Raw genomic sequence first — 12,742 nt, 5'->3', positions numbered from 1 at the left:
CCTCCAGCTCCCCCTTACACAGGGGGAGAATTGATAACCAAGCGGTTTCCCCTCCTGTGCTAAGAGGGGTTAGGGGTGGTAGTTCTAGGTAAATTAACTTGTTAGACTCTTTCTTTGCATAATTGTATCAAACGCTCATTTCCCAAATTCTCCTTACGAGGCGCACCATCCTCGATACTTGTCATATCAAAAAGTAAAAAAGCACCCATTATTTCATTTGCATAATTCATATAAAATAATTACTTTTACATCAAAATAAAATTCATGGCAAAAATTATCAACCCGTTTATAGTTACCGGCAAGATCGAGCCGGAGTATTTTTGCGATCGAGTAACAGAATCCGCACGGCTCGTCAAATCTATTACCAATGGGAATAATTTGGTAATCATTTCTCCTCGACGAATGGGGAAAACCGGACTAATTCGGTTTTGTTATGACAAACCCGAAATCAGCAAGGAATACTATACATTTTTTATCGACATACTTCACACGTCGAGTCTCCGCGAATTTACCTATCTCCTTGGGCGAGAAATTTATGAAACGCTGCTGCCTCGAAGCCGTAAAATGGCCAACCTTTTTATCCAGACCATCAAGTCTATAAGCGGCAAATTCGGATTCGATCCCATTTCGGGAACACCAACGTTCAACGTGGAATTGGGCGACATCGACCGACCGGAATACACGTTGGAGGAAATCTTCCGGTACCTTGCCAATGCAGACAAGCCCTGTATCGTAGCCATCGACGAATTCCAGCAAATCGCTAAATATCCAGAAAAGAATATCGAAGCATTGCTACGAACACATATACAGAAACTTCGTAACAGTAATTTCATTTTCGCCGGTAGCGAACGCCACATGATGCAAGAAATGTTTACTTCAGCCGCACGTCCGTTCTATCACAGCGCGGATATGTTAGAACTGAAAGCGATTGTTCCGGAAATTTATATTCCATTTATCGTGGGGCATTTTGAAAAACGCAACCGACATATTGCAACCGAGAACATTGAAAAAGTTTACCACCTTTTCAAGGGGCATACCTACTACATTCAAAAGACTTTCAATGAAGCGTTTGCCGATACTCCCGAGGAAGAAGAGTGTACACTCGAAACCATACAAGCCGCTATTGACAATATGATTGCTGCCAACGACACGATCTTCCGCGAAATATTGTCAAACATTCCTGAAAAACAGAAAGAATTGCTATATGCCATTGCCAAAGACGGTGAAGCGGAACGTATCACATCATCCGAATTTATCAAGCGTCACAGCCTGACATCGGCAAGTTCCGTCCAATCTGCCTCGAAGAAATTACTCGACAAAGACATCATTACCGAAATCAACAAAGCCTTTTCGGTAACAGATAAACTCTTCGCGATGTGGATAAACCAATTATATGGAAATAATAAAAATACATTATAAAAGGGGGCTGAAAAGTCTCCTACAAAATTACCACAATTTCCACACCCCCCAAACCACGAACATAACCAACAGTATGATTCCCACAAAATAGACTGTGAAGCGGAAATAATACATCTTTTCATCATATTCCCTTTTCACGATGTCTCTCCTGATTTGATCCAATTCTTCTTCCGGGACCTTATCCGGATAGCCAGGAAGAGATTTCTCGTTCATTTTCTCGATAAGAGATTTCATCCGATCCCGACGTTGCTGAATCAATCTTCGATTCTCTTCCGTACGCCGTATAGCATCAAAAACATGTCCTTCGAACCCCATGACAGTTAAATTTAGTTAGTAATATAATTCCTTAAATATATGAATAATAATAATAAAAATCAAGTTATTTTCTATATTTGTATAGAATCTATAATACCGTATAGAAAATGAATCTGATCACCACCTTGGCTCCCTGCGGGATGAACTGCGAGTTGTGCCATTCATTCCAGAACAAGAAAAAGAACTGTCCCGGATGTAGAGGCAGAACCACCCATTGCGTCATTACAAGATGCGAGAAGAAACAGGGGTATTGCTTCGAATGTCCTAAATTTCCTTGCAGGCGTCTCCGGGCTTTGGACGAAAGATACCGGACAAACTACAACATGAGCATGCTCGACAACCTCGCCTACATCAAGGAATACGGGGAAGATGCTTTTACACGACAACAACGGGAAAAATACCGTTGTCCCGATTGTGGCAATTTACGGACTGTGCATTACAGCTATTGTATTTATTGCAAACAACAGAAACAACGGATCGTGAAACGTTCCGAATAAAAAAATCCCTACCGTTATTTCGTGTAACTCAACGGGGTGGTGATCCAATCAAGATGTTGCCACGGGCGAACCTTCTGCATGATATCAAAACTTGATTCCAAGAATTGGTGTACAGCCTCAAACGGATCATCGTAAGCAAAAGCATCTTCCAACGTCAGGAAAAACTCCTTCTTTTCGGGTTTAAAGATAGCCATGGCCGGACGAATCAAATGATCGTTTCCCTTGATATCACCAATAAACGGGTAAGGTAGCCCGTAGAAGGCCGGACGAGGATAATTCACGTCTCCCGGCCAGAACCCGCACTCGAAATAGCGTTCGTCAAAAGCGGGATCGGAAATCGCCTTGTTCATGCCAAACGGGGCCGATTCACCGCTATACACGATTCCCGTGAGATCCATCGTCCCGAAATAGTACGCCGGGCCATCCACTTTCCCCCGGAAACCAGACAAGAATCCCCGTAAAGCCTCGTGAGCGAAAAGGTGATTCTGATGCCAGAGTTGCACGGCCTCCTTGTCGTAGTGATGATGTTTCGTGTCCTTGTCGAAATCAACCGGATCATAAAACTCCTGGGCCCGCACGTTGATCGCCGTCGGGGAACCGATCTCCTCCAAGCTCTTCATGAATTGCTTGTAGAACTCCGCCACGGACAGCCCGTCCTGTAAAGTAAACGTGACAACCTTCCCGTTTCCGTTTCGGAACAGGATCAGGTGTTTCATGAAATTCGCCTGGATCTCGAAAGGCGAATCGTCACCGGGAATAATACCCGTGCTCATCCCCTCCACTGTCAGGTACAGCCGCACGTGAGCCCATTCAGGACGCTTGTGACAACGTACCAGTTTTACCTTGCCTAGCATCTGGAGGTACATGTGTACCGTGTCGGCCGTCTGTTGCCAATCCGTGTAATTTATAAATTTCTTGTCCATTCTTATCTATCTTTTAAAAGTTATTTTACCGTTATCTTTTTCCTTTAACGATCAAACACTTAAAATAGTTCTACATTTCGGCTGTTTAGTTATATTGAGCGTGTTTATGCAAACAAATTATAAATTTAAGCAAACTATTTTTTAACGTTTTCCGTTACACCTCGAAAGATGCAATTTGAATGTAAATGTATATGAGACAAAAAAGACTATTTCTAGGGATATGCATGACGTTACTCGTGGTGATAACACAAGCGCAGGAGCGGGAATTACCGAAATTCAGACTCGGCGGGGCACTCCGTTTTAATTACAATTTTTGTGACTGGAAACCCGGACACCGGGATCGTGGCGGGGATTTCGGTTTCGACGTGTTATATTTCAAACTCTCGGGATCGTACCGTAACATCCTGCTCAGTGCCGACTACCGCTTTTACAGCAAGGACTTCGGTGGGCCCATGTTGAAATACGGGTGGATCGGCTACCAATTCAACGATAGGAACCAAATTCAACTTGGATTGACCGGGGTACCTTTCGGAATACAACCGATCGCTTCTCACAATTTCTTCCTGCAAATCGCTTACTACATCGGGTTGGAAGACGATTCGGACATGGGAATCAAATACCTGTACCAAGGCGATCACTGGGACTTCACCTTCGCCTTTTTCAAGAACGCCGACGAGTTACTGTTCGGCTCGGACAACGAAACTACCGATGACCGCTACGGTTACGATGTGGCCGGACGTAACAAAGAGATCAACCAGTTCAACGGGCAAGCCTTTTATAAATTCGGGGAGTCTACCCGGCAACGATTGGGAGGTTCCGCGGAGTTCGGACAACTTTACAATCTTGATACCCGGGACAACGGCACGCATTACGCGCTCGCCCTGCACTACGAACTTGCCACGGAACGAATCAGCCTCAAAGCGCAACTGACCACTTACGCCATGTACCCCAAGAACGCGGACGGGGAAGACGACGAAGTACTATCCATGACCGCCTACGGGGCCCCCTACCTCGTGGCCGCGAAAGCCAACGTATACATGCTAGGTGCGGGCTACACGATCCCCGTGAACCGGAAGTTCTTGAAGAAAGTACAAGTGTACAACGACTTCGGTTGGCTTGACAAGCGGAACAACGATTACAAGGATAGCTTTCAGAACGTGACCGGATGCATGCTCGACGGTGGCCCCGTGTGTATATATGTCGACTACGCGCTGGGGAAGAACCACGGCTGGCTAGGTCCCGATTTCAACGGCTTCGGTCCCGGGGGAGAGAGCGATTCCTGGCATGCCCGCTTCAACGTGAACGTGGGATATTATTTCTAACCTTTTAAAACCAAGAAGATGATTAAAGAAATCTACACGCTATACGTTGATCGTTGGCAATTCTTCCTGAGTCTCACGGGAGAACACCTGCAAATATCGCTGATCTCCATCGTGATCGCGGCAATTACCGGGTTGGGACTGGGCATCTTGATCAGTCTCTACCGCAAGAGTTCATCCACCGTGCTGGGACTCACGAACTTCATCTACACCATCCCATCAATCGCCCTCTTCGGTTTCCTGATTCCCTTCTCGGGTATCGGAAACACCACGGCGATCATCGCCCTGACAATTTACGCCCTGCTCCCCATGGTACATAACACCTACACGGGAATCATCGGCATCGACAAAGAGATTATCGAGGCGGCACGGGGTATGGGAAGCACGACTTTCCAAATCCTCTACAAGATACAGATCCCGTTAGCTTTTCCCGTGATCCTCGCGGGCATCCGCAACATGATGGTCATGACGATCGCCCTCACGGGTATCGCCGCGTTCATCGGTGCCGGGGGCCTCGGTGTAGCCATCTATCGCGGAATCACGACGAACAACTCGGCAATGACGATTGCCGGGAGTTTATTAATAGCCCTGCTTGCCTTGCTGGCCGACTGGGGCGTGGGACGCTACGAAAAGTATATTAAACGAAAACGCAAATTACTATGACAAGAGGTATAAAACACGGTTTAGTCGCGACTCTCGTCGGGCTCGCGTTGTTATGGGGATGTCAACAGAAGAAAGATACCATACGTATCGCGACGAAACCCATGACCGAACAATTTATTCTCGGTGAAATGCTCTCGTTGCTTATCGAGGAGAATTCCGACTTACAAGTGAAAATCACGAAAGGCGTGGGTGGTGGCACAAGCAACATTCACCCGGCCTTGGTTAAAGGAGACTTTGACCTCTACCCCGAGTACACGGGTACGGGCTGGCTCGTGATCCTGAAAAAAGACACCCTACTCCCGGCCGACAAGTTACACGCCGTGCTACATGAAGTGTATTCCCGGGAATACGGCTTGAAATGGCTTTCTCCCTACGGATTTAACAACGCTTACAGTCTGGCGGTCAGCAACGATCTGGCGAAAAAGTATAATTTGAAAACCTTTTCCGATCTGGCACTCCATCCCGACCAGTTCACCTTTGGCGCGGAGTATGATTTTTACGAGATCAATGACGGGTACGCCGACCTTTGTGCTTACTACAACTTCAAATTCAAGAAGAACCTCGACATGGATATCGGTTTGAAGTACGAGGCCATGAAATCGGGCAAGATTGACGTGATCAACATATTCACAACCGACGGCCAGTTGAGCAAGGCACACCTCACCGTGCTAGAGGACGACAAGCACTTCTTCCCCTCCTACTACTGCGCGACGGTTGTTCGTGAGGAAACCCTCCGGGAACATCCCGAACTGGAAGGTATTCTTGAAAAGATGAAAGGTATACTGACTGATTCCGATATGGCAGACATGAATTACCAAGTGGATATCGAACACCGCCCCGAACGTGAAGTAGCCGCCGAGTTCTTGAAGAAAAAAGGATTACTTAACCAACAACTAAGCTATGGAAAATGATATTGCCATCCGTTTCGAACACGTCACCAAGCTGTACGGTGAACGGGAAATCCTGAAAGATTTCAACCTAAACATCCGACGAGGTGAATTCCTCACCATCATCGGGAGTTCGGGATCGGGAAAGACCACGGTATTAAAACTGATCAACGGCCTGATCTCCCCCACTTTCGGGATCATTCGCGTGAACGGCAAAGATATTTCGAAAGAGAACCAAACTCTCCTGCGTCGTAATATCGGGTACGTTATACAGGGAATCGGACTCTTTCCCCACATGACAATCCGCAAGAATATCGCTTACGTGCCGAGCCTACTAAACGGCAGTGACAAGAATCGAACCCGAGCGGCAGTTGAACGCCTGATCAAGGTCCTTGGACTCGATCAGGAAATGCTCGACCGTTATCCCGCTGAACTTTCCGGCGGTCAACGTCAACGAGTGGGTATAGCCCGTGCCCTCGCCGCCAACCCGGACATCCTGCTCATGGACGAACCTTTCGGAGCCGTGGACGAGATTACCCGCAAGATGCTTCAAAGCGAGATATTGCGCATCCACGAACAACTGGGAGTCACGATCGTTTTTATAACCCACGATATAAAAGAGGCGTTGAAACTCGGGACCCGCGTGCTAGTGATGAACAAGGGAAATGTAGAACAACTCGACACTCCCGACAACATCCGGACCTCCCCGGCCACGCCTTTCGTAAAAGAACTAATACAAGGCTGACATTTTCGTCAGCCTTTTTCTTCTTCCCCATCCCGACCCTGCCTGCATCGTATTAGTTGCCGAGAATACGACACTATATTTCAATGATATATTGACGACAGGTCAAGATAAAATCACCCACAAGTTACCGCTGCACATCGGCAACTTATCGGTAACTTATCGGCAACTTATCGTTAACTTACCAGGGAGACTCCGGCGCGAGTGGCTGTAAAACAGCACGATAATCACTCTCGCCGCCACTTAACGTTTGTTCGCATATAAACTATTATTAACAAATATATCCAGCATTCACGGAATTTAATTACATTCGCGACAAACGTGCATGCTATGAGAAATTATAACCAGTGTGAATCCGGTCTTGTATACAATGACTTCTCAATCATATTGATACAGACCTTTACTTCTGCCGGGATCGAAATTCCCCTAACATCCGAAACAAATTTCTTTATCAAAAAGGATGATGACGGAAATTTCGACGACCAATTATTCACCCACTCTGACAAAATCATCCACCGTTATCGCCTGAAAGGTTTTGACATCTGCATCGACATCGGCGGGAACACCCCGGCCAAGCTACACGGCCATGTACACGTGCGGGCTGCCGTATTCTTCAACAAAACGGTCGAGATTTCCTACCGGATCATCGTGACTTCGAACGGGAAAATAAACAACACCAAGTTCTGCCGGATAGACGCTCCCTTCAACACCGACCAGCTTATCGCCGTTGCCGGGATCGTGCAACATGTCGAGCATTGGGTATACAACAACAAGAAGAAGGGACAAGAGATTGACGGATCGCTCAAAGTGGTAACAATCAGCGATCTCCATCTTGACGAACATTCCGTGGCACATCCCACGACCGTCCGCACGAAAGGGATCACCTTCGAGGAAGTGCAGCGACGTTATCGCTATTTTTTTGACAGGCAGAAATCCAAGGATGCCCGCAAAGACAAAGAAGATAAAGAATTCGAGTACGGATGCCACAATTATATCTTCCTCGATATCTGGGAAACCATCGGTCACTCCGGCCGCATCCGTTTTGACCAGATGCGCGAGGATCAAGTGATCGAGCACATCGAACAATGTCACAAAGCGGAACTCGTCGGCTTGATGAGCCTTTACCCCGAGGAATGGCCCTACCGCATGGACTCCAGCTACGAGGACATCTGCGGGAAAAACATCGCCATCGACACCGACGACCTCGTGCTGGCAAACGAGAACATGAGTCTCGTGATCGGCACTTACGGGAACCGGGGTAAAGAATCCCCTACCGACTGGAAAAAGCACCTCGCCCGACGTGACCGCTATCACGTCAGTTGGCCGGAATACCTCGTGATCATTGAAATCCTGCTGGCAAAGAAACACGCCATTAACTACGTGCTGAACAAGTATATATTCAATTCACGCCAGGCTATCAAGGACGGCAGTAATCCCGAATCACGAGACGGGCAACAAGGGTTCACGCTGATCAACGACAAGATTCTGGACATGATCGAGCAGAACGCCCGACTGAGTATCAGCCTCTCGGATTTCATCCTGCAACTTGACTCCGTACGCTACCTCCGTTACGTGTCCCACAAGCACATGTATCACGAGACAAGTCGTCGATTGCGAATCGAGAATGACGAATTGCAATTGAAAGATATCACCGAAAGAGTGGACAAATCGCTCAACAACGCCAACAACATCGCGGACTTGAAAGAAGCGAACAACACGAAAAACATTCTCCTTTTCATTTCCATCGCCTCGCTTTTCGGCGTGTTGCTGGAAGGGAACGGCGAAGCTCCCGTGTTCTCCATGATCTCCAAGGAATTCGGGGTATTCACGGCTATCCTGCTGGTCGTGATCACCACGATCGGCATTTACTTCAGCATGAAAGTCATGGTCCGGATGATCATCCACTATCTCAAGAAGAAACATTACAAAAAGAAAACACAACAATTTTAATATACACGTATGATAAAAGCGTATTCAACCGATTATCGCACCCGCCTTTGCGAGTTTTTTTCTAAAATAATAGAGACACACAAGGCTTATATTTCCCACGGCGAACTACAAATGGGTGTCGCCCTTGACAGTAACGAACTGGCTCCCGACTATCAGGAAGCATGGCTGAAATACCTCGATCGTCAGGTAGCCAACCCCGATAACACGCTTCTCCTTTACCTGGACGAGGAAGAGATTACCGGTTTCATCCTATTCGGAATCACCGAAGACGGTGCCGCACCTTACGGACAGGTCTTTGATCTGAGCGTTGACCCGGCGTACCGGGGAAAACATATCGGGCAGGAACTCCTGCAACGTGCCACGACCAGTTTCCGGGAACGGGGAGTGAAAGATTGTTATCTCGAATCGGGAGTCAATAATCACTCGGCACACCGCTTCTTCGAGCATCACGGCTTCCAACAGGTTTCCGATATTTTTCGTTTGAAATTGTAAGAAAGCCGGACTAACGGATCAGTTTTTCCAAGGGGAGCCCGGTGGTATTGATTGTTTCAAGATTCTTGATCGCCAGTTGACACCACGCTCTCCACTCGTCCCCTTCCCTCAAAGGACATCCCCAGAACTCCGTCAGGAGAGACCGATCGGCAGACAACACGTGTTGTTTCACGGACGGTAAACCACGATACAATTTACCAATCACCTTTGACACGCCCGGATAAATCACCCCATCCTGCTCGATACAATCCTTCCCTCCCGCCGAGAACACGTCCCTCAGGTTCGGACAAACCACCCCTTCCCCGGTAGCAAGCCAAACAGCCATCCGGTTGAATTTATCCGAGTGGTTACTCAATAATTCCGGGAAAAAGGCAAATCCCTTCATCTGGTACGCCTGTTTCTCTTCCGGAGACAAAGCACTCCACATCCGGACAACAAGATTGGAAGTTCCCGAATGATCATTATCCAACCACCACAACTCCTCCCCCTCTTTCAACCGGGAACGGTAATAATCCAGAACCGTGCGGATCGGATTCGCCTGTCCCCGTAATTCATCATAAGACACGCCAAGCTTATCGAAAATGGTCTCCCCTTCTCCCAGATTCATATCCACCAGATAACGCGGAGAATGCGTCACGACGACCTCCGACAAACAGGCCTCGTAAGGTTTACAAATAAAACGGATCGGTTCACACATCTTCCCGAACAACAGGTACACCCGTTCCACACCTTCTACCCGGGTACCCTCGGCCACGCTACTTCCGGTTGATTTCCAGTGATTCGCTTTCGTGGTTTTAACCTCCACACCGTAATAATCACTAATAACAATATCGGGAAAACGTTGCCCTGAATACTTCACGATCTGCCCCTCGAAACAAGTCCCGACAGCACACCGATTCAACACCTCCACCACTTTATCTTCCAGTTTACTACCCAGTAAATTACCATACATATCAGGAAATTCCCCGGCTTCCCGGTTCATCATATTCACAACTCTCGACAACAATTCCTCGAAAGCCTCGTTATCCGTAACCTGTAAACCAAACAACGATTTCATCGGGATCCGAAATAAAGGTTCCACAAGTTTTCAACCCGTTTCCCGATATGGTATGCCAGCAACGGGGGGACCGCATTCCCGATAATCTTGTAGGCAGCCGAAGGACTGAGTATATACTTTTGTTTCCTGTCCGGATCGGGAATCACGAACTCGTAATCCCGGGGAAACGTTTGAATCAATGCACATTCCCGGGGGGTCAGGCGACGTTCCTTCAACCCCTTGTTCAACTCGCTATCAATGATACCACCATGCTCTTTTGACAATCGTCGATATTCGATATTCCCGTGATGCTCGGCCCGTATTGTCGGTCCGATCCCGTTGATATCCACCTCGGTTTGTCCCTGACAATGGGCCCCCATGAACTTAGCCTTGGAATACACCATCTGGGAAGGATCATCACTATCTTCCGGTTCCTTCAGCCCGGAGAACATTCCGGCAACCGTCTGGGCTTTCATCAGCCCTTTATCTTTTATATGATAAGCGTGACTTGGTGACGGGTAAGGCATGTATTCCGCGGGAATTACTTCTTGTGTCAAGGCCTCAAGGGCGGCAGGTGTCAACGCCGATTTCCGTATCCCGATAAAGATAACCCGCTCGCGGGATTGCGGGACACCATAATCAGCGGCATGCAACACGCGGGGTTCCAGCACGAGATAACCATCCCCGTCCGCCCGGGAGAAATCACGTTGAATGATCTCTTTCACGTTCGAGAGGTTTACCAGTCCTTTCACGTTCTCGGCGATGAACAATTTGGGTTTCGTGATCTCTATCACCTCCTTCATCCACATGTACAGCTTGCCGCGCGTCTCCTCGGAGGCGACCTCCCCGTCAATAATCTTTCCCTTGTGATCCTTGTGCGAGTTAAAACCGTTGCGTTTACCGGCCACGCTGAAATCCTGACACGGGAAACCACCCGTTACGATATCTATTTCTCCCGGGAAAATACTTTCCCCGGCTTTATGGCGTTTCACTAAATCCACGATACTCTCCTCCCGATAGACATCCGGCGCGTACCCGTACTTTGCGAAATAATGGGTCCAAGCCGTCCGGGCTTCTTTCAATATATCGTTGGCGAACACGAGACGGAATCGGGTCGAACGTAATTTCACCATATTACCTCTTTCCTGCTTCTCGATAAAATCAGGATTATTTTTCTCGTTAACACACCCCTGATGAATGGAGAAACCTCCTTCCAATCCCAAATCCATTCCCCCACAACCTGAAAATAAAGATAATACCCGAATTGTTTTAAGTGCCATCTATTCTTAATTTATACATTTTCGCACCTACAAAAGTAACAATATTTATCGGGTTATAGAATCTCTCCGGTGAATTTCCCCGGATTTTATCACACGAACTGATTCCCGGCAACCTGACCACAAAAGCATCTCGACCGGCTTAGTTTCTTGACGCCACACGCCATATTCCCCTTCATCGGTTAAAATCCCACTCTTTTCACCTTTCCTGCTTCTTTCTTAACCGAAGTCTGACCGGCTTTTCATACCGGACATTCATCCAAAGGCTTTTACAATCCCGGTATTCTTATAGTCGTCAACGTCTCGCTCGCAACGTGATTAAACGAACTCATCAGTTCCGCTATCCCTATCCACGTGTAAACAACGATACTAGTGATGACAACTAGTAAAAGAACCACGATAACCATTTGATTTCCTTTTGCTTTCATCTCATTCCGTTTTAAAGTTTACTAACATTTCATCAAATACGCTTCTACCATCGTTCACTGTAAATATATAACATTATTTTGAATTTTCCAAATAAAGTGTTAGAAAAATCTTAAATTTAACAGATTAAAAGCAGGAATAACGTCCGATAGGCTTACCACTCCAATTCCCGACGATAACCAAGCAAGCGGTCACGCAGATATTTGATACTCTTATTCTTCTGAACTTTTACTGTATTCACGCTGATTCCCAGTCGTTCGGCAATCTCTTTTCCAGAAAAACCGCTGATACTTAATCTCATGATTTGTCGTCTCACTCGTGGTAAATCACCGATATGCAGATAAAGCAGACGCACCACTTCCTCCCGCACGGTATCAAGCATAAATTCCCGGGTAAAGTCATCACACTCTTTTTCCCGGTCCATCCTATCAAGGATCGTTGCCCTTTTTTTCTTGTTGCGAATATAAAGCAGAGAATTATTATACAGTGATTTATACAGGTAACCCATTAATTCCCGTGCAGAAGTAAACCGAATATCTGAATGCCAGAGATTTACCAACAAATCCTGCACGATATCTTTCGAGCTATCCATGTCTTTGACAATTGATTCCACGTACACGCACATGGCTGCATAGCAAGACGAGTAGAGTTGCTCCCAGCATCTTTCATTTTTCGCGTTTATGCCCGGCAAAATAGATTCAAGGTTTACCATATCTATTTTTTATTAGACTTCAAATATTATTCACAAAAACGCAATCATCCAGTGAAGACACGAGAAGAACCCGTTCTTCGTTTG

The 12,742-nt window shown here is 47.0% G+C and carries 15 protein-coding genes; 8 read left to right on the top strand and 7 right to left on the bottom strand.

Translation table 11 applies throughout. From position 1 onward, the window contains the following. Nucleotides 1-101 precede the first annotated feature (101 nt). Nucleotides 102-230, bottom strand: coding sequence for a hypothetical protein (locus tag DWW52_RS21320; RefSeq protein ID WP_255419009.1), 129 nt, complete (start codon nucleotides 228-230; stop codon nucleotides 102-104). A gap of 34 nt (nucleotides 231-264) precedes the next feature. Here DWW52_RS21320 and DWW52_RS17185 point away from each other — a divergent pair, with 34 nt between their 5' ends. After that, nucleotides 265-1,419: an ATP-binding protein gene (locus DWW52_RS17185; protein WP_118716694.1), complete on the top strand. Its 1,155-nt coding sequence runs from the start codon at nucleotides 265-267 to the stop codon at nucleotides 1,417-1,419. Between the two features lie 27 nt (nucleotides 1,420-1,446). Here the strand turns inward: DWW52_RS17185 and DWW52_RS17180 are convergent, their stop codons facing one another. Then, the gene (locus DWW52_RS17180) at nucleotides 1,447-1,734 is read right to left on the bottom strand and encodes a hypothetical protein (protein WP_118716693.1); all 288 of its coding nucleotides are present in this window, start codon (nucleotides 1,732-1,734) and stop codon (nucleotides 1,447-1,449) included. Between the two features lie 107 nt (nucleotides 1,735-1,841). Between DWW52_RS17180 and DWW52_RS17175 the strand changes: the two genes are divergently transcribed. Continuing rightward, entirely contained in the window at nucleotides 1,842-2,231 is a 390-nt protein-coding gene (locus tag DWW52_RS17175; RefSeq protein WP_118716692.1) for a DUF3795 domain-containing protein, read from the top strand. A 14-nt stretch (nucleotides 2,232-2,245) separates the two neighbouring features. Here the strand turns inward: DWW52_RS17175 and DWW52_RS17170 are convergent, their stop codons facing one another. Beyond that, nucleotides 2,246-3,154, bottom strand: a complete 909-nt coding sequence (locus DWW52_RS17170; protein WP_118716691.1) for a DUF5996 family protein — start codon at nucleotides 3,152-3,154, stop codon at nucleotides 2,246-2,248. 191 nt (nucleotides 3,155-3,345) lie between these two features. Here DWW52_RS17170 and DWW52_RS17165 point away from each other — a divergent pair, with 191 nt between their 5' ends. The 6 genes from DWW52_RS17165 (at nucleotide 3,346) to DWW52_RS17140 (ending at nucleotide 9,207) form a co-directional block, all read left to right on the top strand. After that, nucleotides 3,346-4,476: a hypothetical protein gene (locus DWW52_RS17165; protein ID WP_233556964.1), complete on the top strand. Its 1,131-nt coding sequence runs from the start codon at nucleotides 3,346-3,348 to the stop codon at nucleotides 4,474-4,476. A gap of 18 nt (nucleotides 4,477-4,494) precedes the next feature. Next, a complete protein-coding gene (locus tag DWW52_RS17160; protein WP_118716689.1) occupies nucleotides 4,495-5,136 on the top strand; it encodes an ABC transporter permease in 642 nt (213 codons plus the stop codon). After that, on the top strand, nucleotides 5,133-6,047 hold the full coding sequence (locus DWW52_RS17155) for a glycine betaine ABC transporter substrate-binding protein (RefSeq protein WP_233556962.1): 915 nt from the start codon (nucleotides 5,133-5,135) through the stop codon (nucleotides 6,045-6,047). Before DWW52_RS17160 ends, DWW52_RS17155 begins: the two co-directional genes overlap by 4 nt. Continuing rightward, nucleotides 6,037-6,768 carry an ABC transporter ATP-binding protein gene (locus tag DWW52_RS17150; protein ID WP_118716688.1) on the top strand — a complete coding sequence of 244 codons (732 nt, stop codon included), beginning with the start codon at nucleotides 6,037-6,039 and terminating at the stop codon, nucleotides 6,766-6,768. The genes DWW52_RS17155 and DWW52_RS17150 overlap by 11 nt, the downstream gene beginning before the upstream one ends. 327 nt (nucleotides 6,769-7,095) lie before the next feature. Beyond that, entirely contained in the window at nucleotides 7,096-8,715 is a 1,620-nt protein-coding gene (locus DWW52_RS17145) for a hypothetical protein (RefSeq protein WP_118716687.1), read from the top strand. A 9-nt stretch (nucleotides 8,716-8,724) separates the two neighbouring features. Next, complete coding sequence (locus DWW52_RS17140) at nucleotides 8,725-9,207, top strand: N-acetyltransferase (protein ID WP_118716686.1); 483 nt, start codon at nucleotides 8,725-8,727, stop codon at nucleotides 9,205-9,207. Nucleotides 9,208-9,217: 10 nt separating this feature from the next. Here DWW52_RS17140 and DWW52_RS17135 read toward each other — a convergent pair whose 3' ends face one another. The 4 genes from DWW52_RS17135 to DWW52_RS17125 all read right to left on the bottom strand — a co-directional run bounded on the left by DWW52_RS17135 (nucleotide 9,218) and on the right by DWW52_RS17125 (nucleotide 12,658). Then, entirely contained in the window at nucleotides 9,218-10,264 is a 1,047-nt protein-coding gene (locus DWW52_RS17135) for a hypothetical protein (protein WP_118716685.1), read from the bottom strand. Continuing rightward, nucleotides 10,261-11,523, bottom strand: coding sequence for a DNA cytosine methyltransferase (locus DWW52_RS17130; protein ID WP_118716684.1), 1,263 nt, complete (start codon nucleotides 11,521-11,523; stop codon nucleotides 10,261-10,263). Before DWW52_RS17130 ends, DWW52_RS17135 begins: the two co-directional genes overlap by 4 nt. Nucleotides 11,524-11,789: 266 nt before the next feature. After that, nucleotides 11,790-11,948: a hypothetical protein gene (locus DWW52_RS21065; RefSeq protein WP_158582650.1), complete on the bottom strand. Its 159-nt coding sequence runs from the start codon at nucleotides 11,946-11,948 to the stop codon at nucleotides 11,790-11,792. Between the two features lie 152 nt (nucleotides 11,949-12,100). Continuing rightward, nucleotides 12,101-12,658: a sigma-70 family RNA polymerase sigma factor gene (locus DWW52_RS17125; protein WP_118716683.1), complete on the bottom strand. Its 558-nt coding sequence runs from the start codon at nucleotides 12,656-12,658 to the stop codon at nucleotides 12,101-12,103. Nucleotides 12,659-12,742 lie beyond the last annotated feature (84 nt).

This window comes from Odoribacter sp. AF15-53 (assembly GCF_003479425.1).
Classification (GTDB): domain Bacteria; phylum Bacteroidota; class Bacteroidia; order Bacteroidales; family Marinifilaceae; genus Butyricimonas.
The sequence above is the reverse complement of the archived record's forward strand: the minus strand, read 5'-3'. Positions and strand labels throughout refer to the sequence as shown.